The organism is Leclercia sp. 1548 (assembly GCF_050435045.1).
GTDB lineage: Bacteria > Pseudomonadota > Gammaproteobacteria > Enterobacterales > Enterobacteriaceae > Enterobacter > Enterobacter adecarboxylatus.
In genome coordinates, this window is sequence record NZ_JBNDJP010000005.1 from 220,240 (window position 1) to 243,023 (window position 22,784).

Annotated in this window: 19 protein-coding genes and 2 tRNA genes; 3 read left to right on the top strand and 18 right to left on the bottom strand. The window is 53.8% G+C overall.

All coding sequences use genetic code 11. The annotated features are described in order from the left end of the window. The first annotated feature begins 85 nt into the window (after positions 1–85). A complete protein-coding gene (locus ABIE02_RS15585) occupies positions 86–1,093 on the top strand; it encodes a luciferase-like monooxygenase (RefSeq protein WP_032614405.1) in 1,008 nt (335 codons plus the stop codon). Between the two features lie 74 nt (positions 1,094–1,167). Here the strand turns inward: ABIE02_RS15585 and mtr are convergent, their stop codons facing one another. From mtr to ABIE02_RS15645, 12 genes are all read right to left on the bottom strand, one after another. Beyond that, complete coding sequence (gene mtr, locus ABIE02_RS15590; protein WP_204231522.1) at positions 1,168–2,412, bottom strand: tryptophan permease; 1,245 nt, start codon at positions 2,410–2,412, stop codon at positions 1,168–1,170. Positions 2,413–2,554: 142 nt separating this feature from the next. Then, a complete protein-coding gene (locus tag ABIE02_RS15595; RefSeq protein ID WP_032614409.1) occupies positions 2,555–4,471 on the bottom strand; it encodes a DEAD/DEAH family ATP-dependent RNA helicase in 1,917 nt (638 codons plus the stop codon). Continuing rightward, positions 4,464–4,544: a protein YrbN gene (gene yrbN / locus ABIE02_RS15600; protein ID WP_098946273.1), complete on the bottom strand. Its 81-nt coding sequence runs from the start codon at positions 4,542–4,544 to the stop codon at positions 4,464–4,466. The genes ABIE02_RS15595 and yrbN overlap by 8 nt, the downstream gene beginning before the upstream one ends. A gap of 106 nt (positions 4,545–4,650) precedes the next feature. Then, positions 4,651–5,535 (bottom strand): lipoprotein NlpI, encoded by an 885-nt coding sequence (gene nlpI, locus ABIE02_RS15605; protein WP_032614411.1) that lies wholly within the window; start codon positions 5,533–5,535, stop codon positions 4,651–4,653. 110 nt (positions 5,536–5,645) lie between these two features. Then, positions 5,646–7,778 (bottom strand): polyribonucleotide nucleotidyltransferase, encoded by a 2,133-nt coding sequence (pnp, locus tag ABIE02_RS15610; RefSeq protein WP_077226313.1) that lies wholly within the window; start codon positions 7,776–7,778, stop codon positions 5,646–5,648. A 241-nt stretch (positions 7,779–8,019) separates the two neighbouring features. Further along, positions 8,020–8,289, bottom strand: coding sequence for a 30S ribosomal protein S15 (rpsO, locus tag ABIE02_RS15615; protein WP_032614416.1), 270 nt, complete (start codon positions 8,287–8,289; stop codon positions 8,020–8,022). A 151-nt stretch (positions 8,290–8,440) separates the two neighbouring features. Then, complete coding sequence (truB, locus tag ABIE02_RS15620) at positions 8,441–9,385, bottom strand: tRNA pseudouridine(55) synthase TruB (protein WP_032614417.1); 945 nt, start codon at positions 9,383–9,385, stop codon at positions 8,441–8,443. Next, on the bottom strand, positions 9,385–9,786 hold the full coding sequence (rbfA, locus tag ABIE02_RS15625; protein WP_032614418.1) for a 30S ribosome-binding factor RbfA: 402 nt from the start codon (positions 9,784–9,786) through the stop codon (positions 9,385–9,387). Before rbfA ends, truB begins: the two co-directional genes overlap by 1 nt. 103 nt (positions 9,787–9,889) lie before the next feature. After that, positions 9,890–12,586, bottom strand: coding sequence for a translation initiation factor IF-2 (gene infB, locus ABIE02_RS15630; RefSeq protein WP_032614419.1), 2,697 nt, complete (start codon positions 12,584–12,586; stop codon positions 9,890–9,892). Between the two features lie 24 nt (positions 12,587–12,610). Continuing rightward, a complete protein-coding gene (gene nusA, locus ABIE02_RS15635) occupies positions 12,611–14,098 on the bottom strand; it encodes a transcription termination factor NusA (RefSeq protein ID WP_032614421.1) in 1,488 nt (495 codons plus the stop codon). A 27-nt stretch (positions 14,099–14,125) separates the two neighbouring features. Beyond that, positions 14,126–14,578, bottom strand: a complete 453-nt coding sequence (rimP, locus tag ABIE02_RS15640) for a ribosome maturation factor RimP (RefSeq protein WP_032614627.1) — start codon at positions 14,576–14,578, stop codon at positions 14,126–14,128. A 207-nt stretch (positions 14,579–14,785) separates the two neighbouring features. Continuing rightward, a tRNA-Met gene (locus ABIE02_RS15645) sits at positions 14,786–14,862 on the bottom strand. Between the two features lie 286 nt (positions 14,863–15,148). On the opposite strand from ABIE02_RS15645, the gene argG reads away from it, so the two are divergent. Then, positions 15,149–16,495: an argininosuccinate synthase gene (argG, locus tag ABIE02_RS15650; protein WP_032614424.1), complete on the top strand. Its 1,347-nt coding sequence runs from the start codon at positions 15,149–15,151 to the stop codon at positions 16,493–16,495. A gap of 194 nt (positions 16,496–16,689) precedes the next feature. Here argG and ABIE02_RS15655 read toward each other — a convergent pair. The 6 genes from ABIE02_RS15655 to rlmE form a co-directional block, all read right to left on the bottom strand. Then, positions 16,690–16,776, bottom strand: a tRNA-Leu gene (locus tag ABIE02_RS15655). A gap of 13 nt (positions 16,777–16,789) precedes the next feature. Next, on the bottom strand, positions 16,790–17,122 hold the full coding sequence (gene secG / locus ABIE02_RS15660) for a preprotein translocase subunit SecG (protein WP_032614427.1): 333 nt from the start codon (positions 17,120–17,122) through the stop codon (positions 16,790–16,792). Between the two features lie 220 nt (positions 17,123–17,342). After that, on the bottom strand, positions 17,343–18,680 hold the full coding sequence (gene glmM, locus ABIE02_RS15665) for a phosphoglucosamine mutase (protein ID WP_336994958.1): 1,338 nt from the start codon (positions 18,678–18,680) through the stop codon (positions 17,343–17,345). Then, positions 18,673–19,521 carry a dihydropteroate synthase gene (gene folP, locus ABIE02_RS15670; RefSeq protein WP_032614432.1) on the bottom strand — a complete coding sequence of 283 codons (849 nt, stop codon included), beginning with the start codon at positions 19,519–19,521 and terminating at the stop codon, positions 18,673–18,675. The genes glmM and folP overlap by 8 nt, the downstream gene beginning before the upstream one ends. 96 nt (positions 19,522–19,617) lie before the next feature. Then, entirely contained in the window at positions 19,618–21,552 is a 1,935-nt protein-coding gene (gene ftsH, locus ABIE02_RS15675) for an ATP-dependent zinc metalloprotease FtsH (RefSeq protein ID WP_032614434.1), read from the bottom strand. 102 nt (positions 21,553–21,654) lie between these two features. After that, on the bottom strand, positions 21,655–22,281 hold the full coding sequence (rlmE, locus tag ABIE02_RS15680) for a 23S rRNA (uridine(2552)-2'-O)-methyltransferase RlmE (RefSeq protein ID WP_032614435.1): 627 nt from the start codon (positions 22,279–22,281) through the stop codon (positions 21,655–21,657). A 122-nt stretch (positions 22,282–22,403) separates the two neighbouring features. Between rlmE and yhbY the strand changes: the two genes are divergently transcribed. Beyond that, positions 22,404–22,697 (top strand): ribosome assembly RNA-binding protein YhbY, encoded by a 294-nt coding sequence (gene yhbY, locus ABIE02_RS15685; protein ID WP_032614629.1) that lies wholly within the window; start codon positions 22,404–22,406, stop codon positions 22,695–22,697. Positions 22,698–22,784 lie beyond the last annotated feature (87 nt).

Genomic DNA, 22,784 nt, shown 5'->3' on the forward strand with positions numbered 1-22,784 from the left:
TGAAATGTAAAAGCTCACTTTGTTAACAACGGTTATTAAATTTTGATGCAGTATTAAAGATTCACCGTCGACAAAGTGAGCTGTTATGACTGATAAATCCATTCCGTTTTCGGTGCTGGACCTGGCGCCGATACCTGAAGGCTCCTCGGCCCGGGAAGCGTTTACCCACTCTCTGGATCTCGCTCGCCTGGCTGAACAGCGCGGCTATCATCGCTACTGGCTGGCGGAGCACCACAACATGGTTGGGATCGCCAGTGCGGCCACCTCGGTGCTGCTCGGCTATCTGGCAGCCAATACCACTACCCTCCATTTAGGCTCGGGCGGCGTGATGTTGCCGAACCATTCTCCGCTGGTGATTGCCGAACAGTTTGGCACCCTGAATACCCTCTACCCTGGCCGAATCGATCTGGGGCTGGGGCGTGCACCGGGCAGCGATCAGCCCACCATGCGCGCGTTGCGCCGTCATATGGGTGGCGATATCGACAACTTCCCGCGCGATGTGGCGGAACTGGTGGCCTGGTTCGACGCGCATGACCCGAACCCACAGGTACGCCCGGTGCCGGGTTACGGGGAGCAGATCCCGGTCTGGCTGTTGGGTTCCAGCCTGTACAGCGCCCAACTGGCCGCGCAACTGGGGCTGCCGTTTGCCTTCGCCTCACACTTTGCGCCGGATATGCTGCACCAGGCGCTGCATCTTTATCGCACCAACTTCAAACCCTCATCACGGCTCGAAAAACCGTACGCGATGGTGTGTATCAATATCATTGCCGCTGACAGCAACCGCGATGCGGAGTTCCTGTTTACCTCCATGCAGCAGGCGTTTATGAAGCTACGCCGCGGCGAAACAGGGCAACTGCCACCGCCGGTGGAGAATATGCATCAGCTGTGGTCCGCTTCAGAGCAGTATGGCGTCCAGCAGGCGCTGAGCATGTCGCTGGTGGGTGATAAAGCGAAAGTCCGCCATGGACTGGAAGCGGTGCTGCGTGAAACCCAGGCCGACGAGATCATGGTGAATGGCCAGATTTTCGATCACCAGGCGCGATTGCATTCGTTCGATCTGGCGATGCAGGTGAAAGAGGAACTCGTGGGGTAATGTTTGCCGGGCGGCGCTGCGCCTGCCCGGCCTACGATCATCTCCCTCTCCCTTTGGGAGAGGAGTGAGGAGAGTTACTGGTAGACAGGCAACAGGTTAAAGCTCGACAGTACGTGTACCAGGGCGTTACCTATCCCGAATACCAGAATCAATGCAATCATCGGTTTGCCGCCCCAGACGCGGAATTTTGGACTACCGAAGCGTTTACGTGATTTACGTGCCAGCAGTGCGGGCACAATCGCCGCCCAGATGGTTGCCGCCAGCCCTGCATAGCCAATGGCATACAGGAAACCGTTTGGCCACAGCAGGCCGCCAATGACCGGTGGCAGGAAGGTCAGCAGCGCGGTTTTCAGACGGCCCAGCGCGGAATCATCAAAGCCACAAAGATCGGCCAAATAATCAAACAGGCCCAGTGTCACGCCGAGGAAAGAGCTGGCCACAGCAAAATTAGAGAAAATCACCAGCAGCAGATCCAGACTGCGGCTGTTCAGCACCCCGCTCAGAGCCTGCACCAGCACATCGATGTTACCGCCCTTCTGCGCAATGCCGATAAATTCCGGGCGAGGGATGTTGCCCATGGTTCCCAGCAGCCAGATCACATACAGCCCCAGCGCCAGCAGCGTGCCATAGACCAGGCAGCGGGTAATGGTGCGCGGATCTTTGCCGTAGTACTTCATCAGGCTCGGCACGTTGCCGTGATAGCCAAACGACGCCAGGCAGAACGGCAGCGTCATCAGCAGATAGGGAGAGTACGAGGTATTGCTCTCCGCCACATTAAACAGCGTCGCAGGCGTAACGTGCCCCAGTAGGCTGCCGAAGGTCAGGAAAAAAGTAATGACTTTCGCGCCCAGCACAATGGCCGTCATGCGGCTCACCGCTTTGGTGCTCATCCAGACAATGAACGCCACGCCCAGCGCGAAGCACAGCCCCGCCAGCCGCGCAGGCACGTCCAGAGACATCTCCGAGAAGGTGTGGTGCAGAATCGAACCGCTTGCCGAGATATAGGCGTAGGTCAGAATGTAGAGCACAAAGGCAATCGAGATGCCGTTGACGATGTTCCAGCGCTTGCCGAGCAAGTCGCGGGTAATAGTGTCAAAGCTCGAACCAATGCGGTAGTTAAGGTTAGCTTCGAGGATCATCAGGCCAGAGTGCAGCATACAGAACCAGGTGAAAATCAGCGCCGCCAGCGACCAGAAGAACCACGCCCCGGACATCACCACCGGCAAAGAGAACATCCCTGCGCCGATAATGGTACCGCCGATGATCACCACACCGCCAAGCAGTGAGGGTGACGTTTGGGTGGTGGTTAGTGTCGCCATACAGCCTTTTCTCCAGTCAATAATTTGGGACCTGCATCTTAATGTGCTGCACTGTACCAGTACAGTAGTACAAAGGGAATAAAAAAAGCCCCGATAACAATATCGGGGCTGTATATTTTACTTTACGACTGAAGCGTAAGGCTTACGCGTCACGGCGACGGGCAGGAGCACTGCCATCTTCGCGACGTGGGCCACGGCTTTCACGGCGTTCACCACTGAAACGACCTGCACCTGGCGCAGCGCCTTCACGACGAGGACCACGACCGCCTTCACGACGTTCGCCGCCACCGAAGCCACGGCCAGCAGGACGATCGCCATCACGACGCGGACCACGGTCCGGGCGTGGCTGAGCATCACCCAGCAGCTGCATGTTCATCGGCTTGTTCAGGATGCGGGTGCGAGTAAAGTGCTGCAGTACTTCGCCCGGCATGCCTTTTGGCAGCTCAATGGTAGAGTGGGAACCAAACAGCTTGATGTTACCAATGTAACGGCTGCTGATGTCGCCTTCGTTAGCGATAGCACCAACGATGTGACGAACTTCAACGCCATCATCACGGCCCACTTCAATGCGGTACAGTTCCATTTCGCCTGCGTCACGACGTTCGCGACGTGGACGGTCTTCACCACCACGCTCTGGACGGTCGCCACGCGGGCCACGATCGTTGCGGTCGCCACGACGTTCGAAACGATCGTCACGGTCACGGAATTCACGCTTAGGACGCATTGGCGCATCAGGTGGCACGATCAGGCTACGTTCGCCCTGAGCCATCTTCAGCAGAGCGGCAGCCAGCGTTTCCATATCCAGCTCTTCGCCTTCAGCGGTTGGCTGGATCTGCGCCAGCAGCGCACGGTACTGATCCAGGTCGCTGCTTTCCAGCTGCTGCTGTACTTTCGCGGCGAATTTTTCCAGACGGCGTTTGCCCAGCAGATCTGCGTTAGGCAGGTCGGCTTCTGGAATGGTCAGCTTCATGGTGCGTTCGATGTTACGCAGCAGACGACGCTCGCGGTTCTCAACGAACAGCAGCGCACGACCCGCACGACCTGCACGACCGGTACGGCCAATACGGTGAACGTAAGACTCAGAGTCCATCGGGATGTCGTAGTTAACAACCAGGCTGATACGCTCAACGTCCAGACCACGTGCTGCCACGTCGGTTGCAATCAGGATATCCAGACGACCGTCTTTCAGACGCTCCAGAGTCTGCTCACGCAGGGCCTGGTTCATGTCGCCGTTCAGCGCGGCGCTGTTGTAGCCGCTACGTTCCAGGGCTTCAGCCACTTCCAGGGTCGCATTTTTGGTACGAACGAAGATGATCGCCGCATCAAAATCTTCTGCTTCCAGGAAACGCACCAGCGCTTCGTTTTTACGCATACCGTATACAGACCAGTAGCTCTGGCTGATGTCCGGGCGCGTGGTTACGCTGGACTGGATACGCACTTCCTGCGGATCCTTCATGAAGCGACGGGTAATACGACGGATCGCTTCTGGCATGGTTGCAGAGAACAGAGCGGTCTGATGACCTTCCGGGATCTGCGCCATGATGGTTTCTACGTCTTCGATGAAGCCCATGCGGAGCATTTCGTCAGCTTCATCCAGTACCAGACCGCTCAGTTTAGAGAGATCCAGCGTACCGCGTTTCAGGTGATCCAGCAGACGACCCGGCGTACCGACGACAATCTGTGGGCCTTGACGCAGGGCGCGTAACTGCACGTCATAACGCTGGCCGCCGTACAGGGCAACCACGTTTACGCCGCGCATATGTTTAGAGAATTCAGTCATCGCTTCCGCAACCTGAACAGCCAGTTCACGGGTCGGAGCGAGTACGAGGATCTGCGGCGCGCGCAGGTCAGGATCAATGTTGTTCAGCAGCGGCAGCGAGAACGCTGCAGTTTTACCGCTACCAGTCTGGGCCATGCCCAGCACGTCACGACCAGAGAGCAGATGTGGGATACACTCTGCCTGGATCGGAGATGGTTTTTCGTAACCCAGATCGTTAAGGGATTCAAGGATAGGAGCCTTCAGGCCCAGATCTGCAAAAGTGGTTTCGAATTCAGCCATGTAGTACAAGTGCCTCGATATTAATGGCGGCCAGTCTACATAACTCATCGTGAAAATTTTCGGTAATTTTCATTGAAAGTGTGAACCGGCTCAAAGTAGGTGTATTGACGAACAACAACGCCCTCACCGGTTAAGATGATGGCAATCAAAAGATTACGGGCTGATGTTTATGTCGTCAGCTATTGCTGGTCCGATTCTGCCAGGTCGTCGTGCTCCTGGCCCAAGAGCGATAATTCCAACAATGCATAACGGTGCTCAACATAGTTGTGTACGTTGTTAGCAACCGCTAATTTGAACAGTGCCGTAGCGCTGTCCATATCCCCCAGACTTAGGTAGTACTTACCTAAATAGAAGTTGGTTTCACTGAGATGCTCAGCGAGCGAGGTGTTATCCGTTGCGTCTGCCTTGAGCCTTTCCATCAGCGTTGCTTCGCTGATGTTGCCCAGGTAGAACTCGACAATATTCCATCCCCACTGCTCCTTGTCCGATTTTTCGAAGCGTTGGTTTAACGCGTCTTTGGCCTGCTTTGCATCGAGCTTCTGCTCAACAATGTAAAGCCACAGGCTACGGAAAGGATCGTTAGGATCGTCTTGATAAAACGCCAGCAGATCATCTTGCGCTAACTTGTCACGACCGCCGTAATACAGGGCGATCCCGCGATTCAAGTGCGCGTAGTTGTAAGTTGGATCAAGCTCAAGTACAGAATCAAACGCTTCATAGGCAGCATCAAAATTGCCTGCCTGCGTTAAATAAATACCTAAGTAATTGAATACTTCAGGCATATCCGGTCGGATCGCCAACGCTTGTGAAAAATCGTTTCGCGCTAGTGCCCTCAGACCGAGACTATCATACAACACTCCGCGCTCATATAAAAGCTGTGCGCGTTCGTCATCGGTTAAAGCCCGACTGGCAAGAATTTGTTCCATGCGTGCCAGAATCACTTCCTGCTGCAAAGTCGGTTGCAGTGGCACTGCGAGGACTTCACTTTTACGCCAGGCAGAGTTGCTGCATCCTGCCAGCGTCAAAGCTGTCGCAACGAAACACCAGCGCAGAAAAGGCTTCATTTCCCACTCCCGAAGACAACTATTGGATGAACGTCCTGTCCCCCGGCGGCTCAACAAGGCGTCCTGCCTGATAACAAGCCCCCCGCTTACGCGGAGGGCAAACGGCAACCTTACTCGCCCTGTTCTGCTGCCGGAGCTTCCGGTGCAGCGGCAGATGACTGCTCGGTCGCTTCTTTAATGCTCAGACGGATACGGCCCTGGCGGTCAACTTCCAGAACTTTAACCGGAACTTCCTGACCCATCTGCAGGTAATCGGTCACTTTCTCAACGCGCTTGTCAGCGATCTGAGAGATGTGTACCAGACCTTCTTTACCGCCACCGATGGCAACGAATGCGCCAAAGTCAACGATACGGGTCACTTTACCGCTATAGATACGGCCCACTTCGATCTCTGCGGTGATCTCTTCGATACGACGGATAGCGAATTTCGCTTTCTCACCGTCGGTCGCTGCGATCTTCACAGTACCGTCATCTTCGATTTCGATGGTGGTGCCGGTCTCTTCGGTCAGAGCACGGATAACGGAACCGCCTTTACCGATAACGTCTTTGATCTTGTCCGGGCTGATCTTGATGGTGTGGATACGTGGTGCGAACTGAGAAATGTCGCCACGTGGCGCGTTAATCGCCTGTTCCATCACGCTCAGGATGTGCAGACGTGCACCTTTCGCCTGGTTCAGCGCAGCATGCATGATCTCTTTGGTGATGCCTTCAATTTTGATATCCATCTGCAGGGCAGAGATACCTTCGCGGGAACCCGCAACTTTGAAGTCCATATCACCCAGGTGATCTTCGTCGCCCAGGATGTCAGACAGAACAACGTAGTTGTCGCCTTCTTTCACCAGACCCATCGCGATACCCGCAACAGCTGCTTTCACCGGAACACCCGCGTCCATCAGTGCCAGAGAAGCACCACACACGGAAGCCATAGAAGAGGAGCCGTTAGATTCGGTGATTTCAGAAACCACGCGAACGGTGTACGGGAATTTATCAGCATCTGGCATAACAGCCAGAACGCCGCGCTTCGCCAGACGACCGTGACCAATTTCACGACGCTTCGGCGAGCCAACCATACCGGTCTCCCCCACGGAGTACGGAGGGAAGTTGTAGTGGAACAGGAAGCTGTCAGTGCGCTCGCCCATCAGTTCGTCGATGTTCTGTGCGTCACGGGCAGTACCCAGGGTCGCAGTTACCAGCGCCTGAGTTTCACCACGGGTGAACAGCGCAGAACCGTGAGTACGTGGCAGCACGCCAGTACGCACATCCAGACCACGGATCATGTCTTTTTCACGGCCATCGATACGTGGCTCGCCTGCCAGAACGCGGCTACGAACAACGTTTTTCTCGATCGCGTGCAGAATTTCGCTCAGTTCGTTAGCGTCCAGGGAGTCATCTTCTGCCACCAGCGTAGCGATGGTTTCAGATTTGATGACGTCAACCTGAGCATAACGCTCCTGCTTGTCGGTGATGCGGTAAGCATCGCTCAGACGAGATTCAGCCAGTGCAGCAACGCGCGCGTTCAGCGCTTCGTTAACCGCTTCTGGCTGCCAGTCCCAACGTGGTTTACCGGCTTCTTTCACCAGGTCGTTGATGTTCTGGATAACGATCTGCTGCTGCTCGTGGCCAAACACCACCGCGCCCAGCATCTGGTCTTCGCTCAGCAGTTCTGCTTCGGATTCAACCATCAGTACCGCAGCTTCGGTACCGGCAACAACCAGGTCCAGCTTGCTCTCTTTCAGCTCGTCCTGAGTTGGGTTCAGAACGTACTGGTCATTGATATAACCTACGCGAGCAGAACCGATTGGACCGTTGAATGGAATACCAGACAGAGACAGGGCTGCAGATGCGCCGATCATCGCAACGATGTCCGGGTTAACCTGTGGGTTAACGGAAACAACGGTGGCGATAACCTGAACTTCGTTAACGAAGCCTTCCGGGAACAGCGGGCGAACCGGGCGGTCAATCAGACGCGCAATCAGGGTTTCGCCTTCGCTTGGACGGCCTTCACGACGGAAGAAACCACCCGGGATTTTACCGGCAGCGTAGGTACGCTCCTGGTAGTTAACGGTCAGTGGGAAGAAGTCCTGACCTGGTTTTGCTTTTTTCTGGCCAACCACGGTTACGAATACCGCGGTGTCATCCATGCTTACCATAACAGCAGCAGTGGCCTGACGCGCCATCATGCCGGTTTCCAGCGTGACGGTATGCTGACCGTACTGGAATTTACGAACGATCGGATTCAGCAAGATTCTGTCCTTTCTTAAATGAATGACAGCACACCAGAGGCGTGCTGACGTTTAACCGGACCTTCTTCGCATCCTCGCGACTAATGACAACCGACACCCCCATGGGTGAAGCCTCTCATTAGCCGCGCGAACCTCTGCAATGAAGATCATTTATAGCAACAATACATTAGTTTCCAGTGAATTGCTGCGGTCTGGTTGAAAAAAGGGGCCATAAGGCCCCCTTTTCTGAAACTCGCAAGACTTAGCGACGCAGACCCAGACGCTCGATCAGCGCGGTGTAGCGTGCAACATCTTTACGCTTCAGGTAGTCGAGCAGTTTACGACGCTGAGAAACCATGCGCAGCAGACCACGACGGCTGTGGTGATCTTTTTTGTGCTCTGCAAAGTGACCCTGCAGGTGGTTAATCTGTGCAGTCAGCAGTGCAACCTGAACTTCGGTAGAACCGCTGTCGTTAGCATCACGACCAAACTCAGAAACGATTTTAGCTTTAGCTTCAACGCTTAGAGACATTTTAAAACTCCAAAGTATAAAGAATGAAAGGATGCCGATCTCTAATTCAGCTATCCCATGTATAACGCTTGCCAATTGTTAAACAATTTACCAGACGTTAAGCGGCAATATTCTACCCGCCTCCCCTGCTTATCGCAAGGTGAGGCGTCAGTTATGCCGGATATTCGACCACCAGACGGCGTGGTGCAACACGACCTTCGTCGTCAATTTCGCCCATGCCGATAAAGGTATTGTCATCGCCTTCCGTCACGCGCACTAACCCCTGGTGAGGAACGCCAGTGGTGCGCACCGGGTTGCCGTTTTTAAAGTAAACGGACGAGGTCAGCGGCAGATTGACCACCGGATAGTCCGAAGCTGGACTGTCCATAGGCATCAGCAGCGGATCCAGCAAATCGGCAGCATCAATACCTTGCTCCTGGGCCTGCTCAACCAGCGCCTGGAGCTGCTCCAGCGTCACCATCCGTTCTGCCGGGTATTTACTCACCGCCAGACGGCGCAGATAAATCACGTGCGCGCCACAACCCAGTTTTTCACCCAGGTCGTCAATGATGGTACGGATGTAAGTGCCTTTTGAGCAGTGAACTTCCAGCTCCAGCTCATCCCCTTCGTGGCGAATGAACAGCAGTTCATACACCGTAATCGGGCGGGCTTCGCGTGGCACCTCAATACCCTGGCGCGCGTACTCGTAGAGTTTTTTGCCCTGGTATTTCAGTGCTGAATACATCGACGGCACCTGCTGGGTGTCGCCGCGGAAACTCTCCAGCGCAGCCGCAAGCTGTTCAGCGCTGAACGCCACCGGACGTTCTTCGACCACCTGGCCATCCGCATCGGAGGTGTCCGTGCGCTGGCCCAGCCTGGCAATCACGCGGTAGCGTTTGTCGGAATCCAGCAGATACTGGGAAAACTTCGTCGCTTCACCCAGGCAAACCGGCAACATCCCGGTCGCCAGCGGATCAAGCGCACCGGTATGTCCGGCACGGTTCGCGTTATAAATACGCTTAACCTTTTGCAGCACGTCGTTGCTGGAAGCACCCTGGTGCTTATCCAGTAGCAGCACGCCGTGTACGTCGCGACCGCGACGACGAGGACGACTCATTAGTCCTCCTTGTTATCGTCCGGGTTCACACGACGCTCATCATCCTGCTTCACCACGCTGGTGACCAGGTTGGACATGCGCATCCCTTCAACCAGTGAGTTGTCGTAGAAGAAGGTCAGTTCCGGCACGATACGCAGGCGCATAGCTTTGCCCAGCAGAGAGCGGATAAAACCAGAGGCATCCTGCAGGGCTTTGATGCCCAGCTTAACTGCCGCTTCGTCATGGTCATTCAGGAAGGTCACAAACACCTTGGCATAGGCCAGATCGCGGGACACTTCTACACCAGATACCGTCGTCATCATGCCCAGGCGTGGATCTTTAATTTCGCGCTGCAGGATGATTGCGATCTCTTTTTGCATCTCCTGAGCTACGCGCTGCGGGCGACCAAATTCTTTCGCCATAATAAATTCTCCAGACAAAAAAGGGGCTTTTAGCCCCTTTTGATAATTCTTGCCGGGTGGCGCGAGGCGATCCCGGCTTACATGTGGACTGATCCGCAGGGGATTAGTCGATGCTGCGTTGGATCTCGATGATCTCGAACACTTCGATCATATCGCCTACGCGAACGTCGTTGTAGTTCTTCACGCCGATACCACATTCCATGCCGTTACGGACTTCGTTAACGTCATCTTTGAAGCGGCGCAGGGATTCCAGCTCGCCTTCATAGATAACCACGTTGTCACGCAGAACGCGGATTGGGTTGTGACGCTTAATGTTGCCTTCGGTAACCATACAGCCCGCGATCGCACCGAATTTCGGTGATTTGAACACGTCACGTACTTCAGCCAGACCGATGATCTGCTGTTTCAGCTCTGGAGACAGCATACCGCTCATTGCCGCTTTCACTTCGTCGATCAGGTGATAGATGACGGAGTAGTAGCGGAGATCCAGGCTTTCTGATTCGATCACGCGACGCGCAGAAGCATCGGCACGGACGTTGAAGCCAACCAGAATCGCGTTGGATGCTGCAGCCAAGGTTGCGTCGGTTTCGGTGATACCACCTACGCCAGAACCGATGATCTTCACTTTCACTTCGTCGGTAGACAGTTTCAGTAAAGAGTCGGAGATCGCTTCCACAGAACCCTGCACGTCTGCCTTCAGAACGACGTTCACTTCGTGAACTTCGCCTTCGGTCATGTTGGCAAACATGTTCTCGAGTTTAGATTTCTGCTGACGAGCCAGTTTAACTTCACGGAATTTGCCCTGACGGTACAGCGCAACTTCACGCGCTTTTTTCTCGTCACGAACAACGGTCACTTCATCACCGGCAGCCGGAACACCGGACAGACCGAGGATTTCCACAGGAATGGACGGACCTGCTTCCAGTACTTCGCGACCCAGTTCGTCACGCATTGCGCGAACACGGCCATATTCGAAGCCACACAGCACGATGTCGCCTTTGTTCAGGGTACCTTCACGTACCAGAACAGTCGCAACCGGGCCACGACCTTTATCCAGGAAGGATTCGATCACCGCACCGCTCGCCATACCATTGCGAACCGCTTTCAGCTCCAGAACTTCAGCCTGCAGCAGGATAGCGTTCAGCAGGTCATCAATACCGGTACCCACTTTTGCAGAAACCGGGATGAACTGAGACTCGCCGCCCCACTCTTCTGGCATAACACCGTACTGGGACAGTTCGTTTTTAACGCGATCCATATCCGCTTCTGGCTTATCGATTTTGTTCACTGCAACGACCAGAGGCACCTGCGCCGCTTTCGCGTGCTGGATAGCTTCGATAGTCTGCGGCATCACGCCATCGTCTGCTGCAACCACCAGAACAACGATATCCGTCGCCTGCGCACCACGAGCACGCATAGAGGTAAACGCGGCGTGGCCCGGGGTATCCAGGAAGGTGATCATCCCGTTGTCGGTTTCTACGTGGTAGGCACCGATGTGCTGGGTAATGCCGCCTGCTTCGCCGGAGGCCACTTTCGTGGAACGAATGTAGTCCAGCAGAGAGGTTTTACCGTGGTCAACGTGACCCATGATGGTCACAACCGGTGCGCGCGGCTCAGCGGCTGCGCCCGTGTCACGGTCGCTCATTACCGCTTCTTCCAGCTCGTTTTCACGACGCAGGATAACTTTGTGGCCCATCTCTTCGGCAACCAGCTGTGCGGTTTCCTGGTCGATAACCTGGTTGATGGTCGCCATCGCGCCCAGCTTCATCATCGCTTTGATGACCTGAGAACCTTTAACGGCCATCTTGTTCGCCAGTTCGCCAACAGTGATGGTTTCACCGATGATAACGTCACGGTTAACAGCCTGAGCTGGCTTCTGGAAGCCTTGCTGCAGAGCGGAACCTTTACGCTTGCCACCTTTACCACCGCGACCCGCGGCACGCGCTTCTTCGCGATCGGCTTTAGATTCGGCGTGTTTGTTACCCTTCTTCTGAGGGCGGGCAGCTTTTGATGCAGTACGGGTACGGCCACGACCACCTTCAACCTCACGGTCGTTTTCGTCTTCGGCCTGGCGCGCATGCTGAGAAGTGGTGACGTGATAATCGCTCTTATCCTCATCACCTTTCGCTTTCTCTTGCTCAGCCCAAACACCTGCGTTTTCTTCTGCCATACGACGTGCTTCTTCAGCAACACGACGTGCGTCTTCTTCCAGCTTGCGACGAGCTTCTTCTTCGGCTTTACGCTTCAGCTCGGCAGCTTCATTTTCACGACGGGCTTTTTCCGTCTGGGCAGTTTTGGTCATTTCGTCAGTCTGTTGATTGCTCACTTTGTCTTTTTCCGCAGCGTCACGCTTCGCTTTTTCACTGGCATCGCGCTTCGCTTTTTCTGCGGCCTCACGTTCAGCTTTTAATTCTGCCTCACGTTTGGCGGTTGCTTCCGCCTCACGCTGAGCTTGTTCTTCCGCTTCACGCTGCGCCTGCTCTTCCGCGGCAAGGCGTTCAGCCTCTTGCGGATCACGTTTTACAAAGGTGCGTGTCTTGCGGACTTCGATTTGTACCGATTTGCTTTTTCCACCGGTACCAGGAACATTTAACGTACTGCGCGTTTTACGCTGTAACGTCAGTTTATCAGGCGCCGAGCCGTGTTCACGGTTCAGGTGCGATAATAAAGTTTGTTTCTCTTGCGCGGTCACTGAGTCATCAGCAGACTTCGGGATCCCTGCATCAGCAAATTGCTGTACCAGGCGGTCCACGGAAGTCTGAATTTCAGCAGCCAGCGTTTTTACAGTTACATCAGTCATGCTGTTCCTTCCTGCTACAGTTTATTACGCTTCGTCGCCGAACCAGCAAATATTACGTGCGGCCATGATGAGCTCGCCGGCTTTCTCGTCGGTTAAACCTTCGATATCAGCCAGGTCATCAACGCCTTGTTCAGCGAGATCTTCCAGCGTACAAACACCACGGGCAGCCAGCTTGAACGCAATCGCACGATCAAGACCTTCCAGATTCAGCAGGTCATCAGCCGGCTTGTTATCACCAAGGCTTTCTTCCTGAGCCAGTGCCAGGGTGGTCAGTGCGTTTTTAGCGCGGTCACGCAGGGCTTCAACGGTGGCTTCATCCAGGCCGTCGATTTCCAGCAGTTCTTTCATTGGCACATAGGCCAGTTCTTCCAGCGTTGAGAAACCTTCTTCAACCAGAACGGTGGCGAAATCTTCGTCAATGTCCAGATGCTTAGTGAAGGTATCAATGGCCGCATGGGCTTCAGCCTGATGCTTAGCCTGCAGGTCATCAACGGTCATTACGTTGAGTTCCCAGCCGCTCAGCTGTGAAGCCAGGCGGACGTTCTGACCGTTACGGCCGATAGCCTGCGCCAGATTGCCTGCTTCCACGGCGATATCCATGGTGTGTTTGTCTTCGTCTACCACGATAGACGCAACATCAGCCGGTGCCATCGCGTTGATCACGAACTGCGCCGGGTTGTCGTCCCACAGAACGATATCAATACGCTCGCCGCCCAGTTCAGTCGAAACTGCCTGAACACGCGCGCCACGCATACCGACGCAAGCACCAACAGGGTCGATACGCTTGTCGTTGGTTTTCACCGCGATTTTCGCACGGGAACCCGGATCGCGGGCAGCGGCTTTAATCTCGATCACTTCTTCGCCAATTTCTGGCACTTCAATGCGGAACAGTTCGATCAGCATTTCAGGTTTAGAACGGGTCACGAACAGCTGAGCGCCACGCGCTTCTGGACGCACGGAATAGAGTACGCCGCGAATACGGTCACCCGGACGGAAGTTCTCACGTGGCAGCATATCTTCACGCAGAATCACTGCTTCAGCGTTGTTACCCAGATCCAGGGAGATGTTGTCGCGGTTAACTTTCTTCACCACGCCCGTGATGATCTCACCTTCATGCTCGCGGAACTGGTCAACGACCATAGCGCGCTCAGCTTCACGAACTTTCTGTACGATAACCTGTTTAGCAGTCTGGGTGGTGATACGGTCGAAGGTGACAGATTCGATCTGATCTTCAACGTAATCGTCGATGTTCAGGCTCTCATCTTCGTAACGTGCCGCTTCGAGAGTGATCTCTTTCGTTGGCTGGGTCACTTCTTCCACGATAACCCAACGACGGAAAGTATCGAAGTCGCCGCTCTTGCGATCGATTTCTACACGAACATCGATCTCTTGCTCGTATTTTTTCTTGGTTGCCGTAGCCAGTGCACTTTCCAGCGCTTCGAAAATCTTTTCACGCGGCAGTGATTTTTCGTTGGAGACGGCTTCAACAACAGCCAAAATTTCTTTGTTCATCGCGGGCTTTTCACCTCATCCAGACTGTTAAAAGTGGGGAACCAGGTTCGCCTTCTGGATATTACTCAGCGCGAACACTTCATCTTTGCCTTCGACTGTTACTGTGATCATCTCACCGTCAACGGCCTTAATAACGCCCTGCCATTTACGGCGGTTTTGTACAGCCATACGCAGGACGATAGCCGCTTCTTCACCAATGTAGTGGGTGTAGTGTTCAGCAGTAAACAGCGGGCGATGCAGACCAGGCGAGGAAACTTCCAGGTTATAGGCGACGGTAATAGGATCTTCAACATCAAGAACCGCACTCACCTGGTGGCTAACATCAGCACAATCATCAACATTGATGCCATCTTCACTATCAATATAGATGCGCAGCGTGGATGTACGGCTGCGAATGAATTCGATGCCGACCAGTTCGTAGCCCAGTGCTTCGACTGGTGCTTTAATCATCTCTGTTAATTTTTGGTCTAATGTGGACAAGCCCACCCCCAAGACGTAAAAAAAGGGCATAAAGCCCAGTTATTCTGTAGTCAGATAACAAAAAACCCCGATAAATCGGGGCTTTAGATAACTGAACCCTATAGCCACAACAGTGGCCTGGAGCACTTTCAAAAAGAATTTTTTCAAATCCAGCTACGAAGGCGCTAAGTCTTCACAGTATATTTGAAAAAGGACTTTATAGGAAAGTGGTTGCGGGGGCCGGATTTGAACCGACGACCTTCGGGTTATGAGCCCGACGAGCTACCAGGCTGCTCCACCCCGCGCCTGAAACGTGGCAAATTCTACTCTCTGTGGGTAAAAAATGCAAATAATGCTGGGATTTGGTACCGAGGACGGGACGTAAAATCGGCGTTTAGTATATTGATAGCGCGCCCCCTCTGTCAACCCTGCTAACCGCAGCGATTAAGGCGGGAAATTTTTACAAAAAATACACGAATCTCTTTCGGTACTTGCCAAAAGATGATTAAATGAAAACTCACTTATTCTGCATAAAAATGCATTTAGGGTGAAAGCGATCACTCACCAGTCAATCAAGCAGGGTTTTATTTTATGACGACGATTCTCAAGCATCTTCCGCAAGGACAACGTATTGGCATCGCTTTTTCAGGCGGCCTGGATACCAGCGCTGCACTGCTGTGGATGCGCCAGAAGGGAGCGGTTCCTTATGCATATACTGCGAACCTGGGTCAGCCAGATGAGGACGATTATGAAGCGATCCCTCGTCGTGCCATGGAGTACGGTGCAGAGAACGCACGCCTGATTGACTGCCGTAAGCAGCTGGTTGCCGAAGGTATTGCTGCCATTCAGTGTGGCGCTTTCCATAATACCACCGGCGGCCTGACCTATTTCAACACTACCCCGCTGGGCCGTGCGGTTACCGGCACTATGCTGGTTGCCGCCATGAAAGACGACGGCGTCAACATCTGGGGTGATGGTAGCACCTATAAAGGCAACGACATCGAACGTTTTTACCGTTATGGCCTGCTGACCAATGCCGAACTGCAGATCTACAAGCCGTGGCTGGACACTGACTTTATCGACGAGCTGGGCGGCCGTCACGAAATGTCCGAATTTATGATCGCCTGCGGCTTTGACTACAAAATGTCAGTCGAGAAAGCCTACTCTACCGACTCCAACATGCTGGGTGCGACACACGAAGCAAAAGACCTGGAGTTCCTGAACTCCAGCGTGAAGATCGTTAACCCAATCATGGGCGTGAAGTTCTGGGACGAAAACGTCAAAATCCAGGCGGAAGAAGTGACCGTGCGTTTTGAACGCGGCCACCCGGTTGCCCTGAATGGCCAGACCTTCTCTGACGATGTGGAACTGATGCTGGAAGCCAACCGCATCGGCGGGCGTCACGGTCTGGGAATGAGCGATCAGATTGAAAACCGTATCATCGAAGCCAAGAGCCGTGGCATCTATGAAGCCCCGGGGATGGCGCTGCTGCACATCGCTTACGAGCGTCTGCTGACCGGTATTCATAACGAAGACACCATCGAGCAGTATCACTCCCATGGCCGTCAGTTGGGCAAACTGCTGTATCAGGGCCGCTGGTTCGATCCGCAGGCACTGATGCTGCGTGATGCCCTGCAGCGTTGGGTAGCAAGCGCCATTACAGGTGAAGTGACCCTGGAGCTGCGTCGTGGCAATGACTACTCCATTCTGAACACCGTGTCTGACAACCTGACCTACCAGCCAGAGCGTCTGACCATGGAGAAAGGCGATTCCGTCTTCTCGCCTGACGATCGTATCGGCCAGCTGACCATGCGTAACCTGGATATCACCGATACCCGTGCCAAGCTGTTCACCTATACCGAGAATGGCCTGCTCTCTGTCTCAACAGGTAATGGTCTGCCGCAGGTTGAGAATCTGGAAAACAGCGATAAGCAGTAATCACTGTACCGAAATGCAAAAGGCGCCTGAAGGCGCCTTTTTTGTTTCTGAGGTTTCGTAGTTCCGGCAAGCATTACGCTGGCGGGCAAAACAGTGGTTGGCGCTGCGCTTACCCGCCCTACACCCTTACAAACCACGGACATAAACGACAGACGAAAAAAAAGACGTCTTGCGACGTCTTTTCTTCGGAATATTGGTACTGAGGATGGGACTCGAACCCACAAGCCCGTTAGGGCACTACCACCTCAAGGTAGCGTGTCTACCAATTCCACCACCTCAGCACTGATACTACTATTACTGCGGGATATCGCTGGTCGGCTTAGCCGGTGCAGCTGGCTGAGTCTGCTCGGATTTCGCCGGTGCGCTCAGATTTTCCCACTCGCTTCCTTTACTGGTCTTATTGCTGTTGATATTGCCAAGCGCCAGGCTGATGATGAAAAACAGCGTTGCCAGAATCGCCGTTGCGCGGGTCATGAAGTTACCAGAACCACTTGAACCGAACAGCGTACCAGAAGCGCCTGCTCCAAAAGAGGCCCCCATATCAGCGCCTTTACCTTGCTGCAGCATGATCAACGCTACCAGAGCGATGGCTACAATAAGGAAAACTACTAAAAGAGCTTCGTACATAATCAACCTGTTCCTTGCGGAGTTGCCGCATACCAATGCTTCGACCAATAAGCAGGAGTTTTGCTTTCCCACTGAAGCGGGTGTGAATACTAACCAAAGCGAATGACCTTCGCAAGGGCAATTTCAGCTCATTGTATCAAGTGCGGAAAAAAACAGCAAAACCGCCACTAATGAACAAAACAAAGGCGGCAAGCGCCGCCTTTTTAAGCACTTAACGGCGTTACGCCGCTTTTACGGCATCAGCGATGCGATGGGCAAACTTAGTCACCTGCGCTTCGTCTTCACCTTCCACCATCACGCGGATCAGTGGCTCGGTACCTGATTTACGCAGCAGGACGCGGCCACGCGAACCCAGCGCCGCTTCGACTTCAGCCATCACTGCTTTCACGTTGTCGTTTTCCAGCGGATCGCCTTTACCGGCTGTGAAGCGAACGTTAACCAGGATCTGCGGGAACATTTTCATCCCGCTACACAGATCGTGCAGGGACATATGGTTACGCACCATTGCCGCGACCACCTGCAGGCTTGCCACAATGCCGTCACCGGTGGTGGTTTTGTCCAGCAGGATCACGTGGCCGGAGTTTTCCGCACCAATGCGCCAGCCTTTCTCCTGCAGTTTTTCCAGTACGTAGCGATCGCCCACTTTCGCGCGTGCAAACGGAATACCCAGCTGTTTAAGTGCCAGCTCCAGACCCATGTTGCTCATCAGCGTACCGACGGCACCGCCGCGCAACTGCCCCTGACGCAGACCTTCACGAGCAATGATATAGAGGATCTGATCCCCGTCGACCTTGTTACCTTCATGGTCAACCATGATCACGCGGTCGCCGTCGCCGTCATAGGCGATGCCGAGATCGGCCTTCTCTGCCAGCACGCGCGCCTGCAGAGCGCGAACATCCGTTGCGCCCACTTCGGCATTGATGTTCAGCCCGTTCGGTTCACAGCCAATGGCCACAACCTGCGCACCCAGTTCGCGGAAAACGTTAGGAGCAATGTGGTAGGTGGCACCATTCGCACAGTCGACCACGATTTTAAGATGACTCAGGCTCAGCTCGTTCGGGAAAGTACCTTTACAGAATTCGATGTAGCGACCTGCCGCATCGACGATACGGCTGGCTTTACCCAGCTCAGCGGAGTCAACGCAGGTCAGCTCTTTTTCCATTTCCGCTTCGATGGCTTCTTCAACATCATCCGGCAGTTTGGTGCCATCGATTGAGAAGAATTTGATGCCGTTATCGTAGAAGGGGTTATGCGAGGCAGAGATTACAATCCCTGCTTCTGCACGGAACGCACGGGTGAGATAAGCAACGGCTGGCGTCGGCATTGGCCCCGTAAAGGAGGCAGAAAGCCCCGCGGCAGAAAGACCGGCTTCCAGCGCCGACTCAAGCATATAGCCAGAGATACGTGTATCTTTGCCAATGATGATTTTGCGTGAGCCGTGGCTGGCCAGTACCTTCCCTGCTGCCCAGCCTAACTTCAGCACAAACTCAGGTGTAATTGGCGCATCGCCCACGCGTCCACGAATGCCATCAGTGCCAAAATATTTACGATTACTCATAGTGGTTATTTCCCTTAGCTGCCAGTGTGGCTTCCACCACTCGCATGGCTTCTGTTGTCTCTTTTACGTCATGGACGCGAATAATATGCGCTCCCTGCATCGCTGCAATGACCGCGCAGGCCAGACTCCCGCTCAGGCGGTCGGATGGCCCAACGTTAAGCAACTGACCTATCATTGATTTTCGTGACATCCCGACCAGCAGCGGCAGGCCAAAATGGTGAAACTCAGATAAGCGCGCAAGAAGCTCGTAGTTATGAGAGAGATTTTTACCGAAACCGAATCCCGGGTCGAGCAGCAATTTCTCTTTTGCGATACCGGCACGTTCACAACGCGCAATATGCTCAACAAAGTAGCGATTCACATCAGCAAACACGTCATTGTACTTTGGCGCATCCTGCATGGTTTTCGGCTGGCCTTGCATATGCATCAGACAGACCGGCAACCCGGTCTCGGCCGCAGCCTCCAGCGCGCCCGGCTCGGTAAGGGAGCGAATGTCATTAATAATGTGAGCGCCTACTCTTGCTGATTCGCGAATCACCTCGGGTTTAGAGGTATCCACCGAAATCCAGACCTCGAAACGCTGCGCAAGGGCTTCGACCACCGGAATAACCCGGGACAACTCTTCATCAACGCTGACATCCGCTGCGCCCGGTCGCGTTGACTCCCCACCCACGTCGATGATGGTCGCCCCGGCGTTGATCATCAGATTCGCATGTTTGACCGCATCAATCAGCGTGTTATGCGTACCGCCATCGGAGAAGGAGTCTGGCGTGACGTTCAGGATCCCCATCACATGGGGATGAGTCAGATCGAGATAAGAATCCTGGGCGAAGAGTTTCATGGCAAATCCCTGATTTTTTTTAATTAAGCAGACAAGAAAAACCCCGGGGCAAGCCCCAGGGTTTCAGGTAAAGAGAACATCATCTACAGCGGTGACTTATTTGTCGCCCAACTGTTCTGACATGGTGTTGCCCGGGTTTGGCGTACGCGGTTCATCGACCGGACGCGGCGCACGTGGCGTGCCATTGTTGTCAGAGTTGTTGGAGGTACCTGGATCTTCCCAACCCGCTGGCGGACGCACATCACGGCGTGCCATCAGGTCGTCGATCTGCGGCGCATCGATGGTTTCATATTTCATGAGCGCATCTTTCATTGCGTGCAGGATATCCATGTTCTCGTTCAGGATCTGACGCGCGCGACCGTAGTTACGTTCAACGAGCGATTTCACTTCCTGGTCGATGATACGTGCGGTTTCGTCGGACATGTGCTTCGCTTTCGCGACGCTGCGGCCGAGGAACACTTCACCCTCTTCTTCTGCATACAGCAGCGGACCGAGTTTGTCGGAGAAGCCCCACTGGGTCACCATGTTACGTGCCAGGTTTGTCGCGACTTTAATGTCGTTGGACGCACCGGTCGAAACATGTTCCACACCGTAAATAATCTCTTCCGCCAGACGACCGCCGTACAGGGTCGAAATCTGGCTTTCCAGTTTCTGTCGGCTGGCGCTGATCGCATCGCCTTCCGGCAGGAAGAAGGTTACGCCCAGCGCACGACCGCGCGGAATAATCGTCACTTTATGCACCGGATCGTGTTCCGGTACCAGGCGACCGATAATCGCATGGCCTGCTTCGTGGTAAGCCGTGGACTCTTTCTGCGCTTCTGTCATCACCATGGAGCGGCGTTCCGCACCCATCATGATTTTGTCTTTCGCTTTCTCGAACTCCACCATCGAAACCACACGCTTGTTGCCGCGAGCAGCAAACAGGGCAGCTTCGTTCACCAGGTTAGCCAGATCCGCACCGGAGAAGCCCGGCGTACCACGTGCAATAATTGCCGCATCGATGTCCGGGGACAGCGGTACGCGACGCATGTGCACTTTCAGGATCTGTTCACGACCACGAACGTCTGGCAGACCAACTACAACCTGACGGTCGAAACGACCTGGACGCAGCAGCGCAGGGTCAAGAACGTCCGGGCGGTTAGTTGCCGCGATAACGATAATACCTTCGTTACCTTCGAAGCCGTCCATCTCAACCAGCATCTGGTTCAGCGTCTGCTCACGTTCATCGTGACCGCCACCCAGGCCTGCGCCACGCTGGCGGCCTACGGCGTCGATTTCATCGATGAAGATGATGCACGGTGCGGCTTTCTTGGCCTGTTCGAACATGTCACGCACACGGGATGCACCGACACCAACGAACATTTCCACGAAGTCAGAACCGGAAATGGTAAAGAACGGAACCTTCGCTTCACCGGCGATGGCTTTCGCCAGCAGGGTTTTACCGGTACCCGGAGGGCCGACCATCAGGACGCCTTTCGGGATCTTACCGCCCAGTTTCTGGAAACGGCTCGGTTCACGCAGGTATTCAACCAGCTCACCCACCTCTTCTTTTGCTTCGTCGCAACCAGCAACGTCAGCAAAAGTGGTTTTGATCTGGTCTTCCGTCAACATACGCGCCTTACTCTTGCCGAACGACATGGCACCTTTGCCACCGCCGCCCTGCATTTGACGCATAAAGAAGATCCAGACGCCGATCAGCAGCAGCATCGGGAACCAGGAAATGAAGATAGAAGCCAGCAGGCTTGGCTCTTCCGGCGGCTCACCTACCACCTTGACGTTTTTAGTCAGAAGGTTATCAAGCAGCTTAGGATCGTTCACCGGAATGTAAGTCGTGTAACGGTTACTATCTTTCTTGGTAACGTTGATCTCACGTCCGTTGATACGCGCTTCGCGAACCTGATCCTGGTTGACCTCTTGCAGGAAGGTAGAGTAGTCCACCTTACGGCCATTAGACTCGCTGGGCCCAAAGCTCTGGAATACTGACATCAGCACAACGGCAATGACCAGCCAGAGTATTAGGTTTTTCGCCATGTCACTCAAGGGATTAACCTCTTATTACAACTGTGTTAAAAACAGCGTCAGGATACTCAGTATCCGATTCATTTCAAACTTTCGTCTGGAATTCACCGGCTATCATTTTCGCCCGGTCGCTACAATATACACTTCACGTGAACGAGCACGCGAAGAGTCCGGCTTACGAACTTTGACCTTCGTAAACAGGGAGCGAATTTCCTTCAGATACTCCTCGAAACCTTCGCCCTGGAACACCTTCACTAAAAAACTACCACCCGGCGCTAATACATCACGGGACATTTCTAACGCCAGTTCTACCAGATACATGGAGCGAGGGATATCCACCGCCGGTGTTCCGCACATATTTGGCGCCATATCGGACATGACAACCTGAACTTTACTGTCACCTACACGTTCAAGTAACGCTTTCAGTACTAATTCATCACGAAAATCGCCCTGAAGGAAGTCCACACCAACGATGGGATCCATAGGTAAAAGATCGCAGGCGATGATTCGGCCGGTTCCGCCGATTTGTGTCACCGCATATTGCGACCATCCTCCGGGCGCTGCACCGAGGTCGACTACTGTCATCCCCGGCTTAAAGAGTTTGTCACTTTGCTGTATTTCATCAAGTTTAAACCAGGCACGGGAACGTAACCCCTTTTTCTGTGCCTGTAGAACATATTTATCGCTAAAGTGTTCCTGGAGCCAGCGGCTCGAGCTTGCAGAACGCTTTTTACCTGTCATTTAACTTTCCGTCCTGGTTCATCGTAGCCAGCGGTGTAAATTTCCACATAGCAATTTGGCGATATTAGGGAGATGGCGGTAGAATGAACCGTTTTCAATCCCAACGTAAGCAAAAATATACGATGAATCTGAGTACTAAACAAAAACAGCACCTTAAAGGTCTGGCACATCCGCTCAAGCCTGTAGTTATGCTTGGCAACAATGGTTTGACCGAAGGGGTACTGGCCGAGATTGAACAAGCGCTGGAGCACCACGAATTAATCAAAGTGAAAATTGCCTCTGAAGACAGAGACACTAAGACTTTGATCGTGGAAGCAATCGTGCGCGAAACCGGCGCCTGTAACGTACAGGTCATCGGTAAAACGCTGGTGCTCTACCGTCCATCTAAAGAGCGTAAAATCTCGCTGCCACGCTAAGATTATCCTGAATTGAACACATTTTCTGTGTAAAACGAGGGGTTTTTCATTAGCAGGTGAGCAAAATGCCATGCTCCTTGAGTTGAT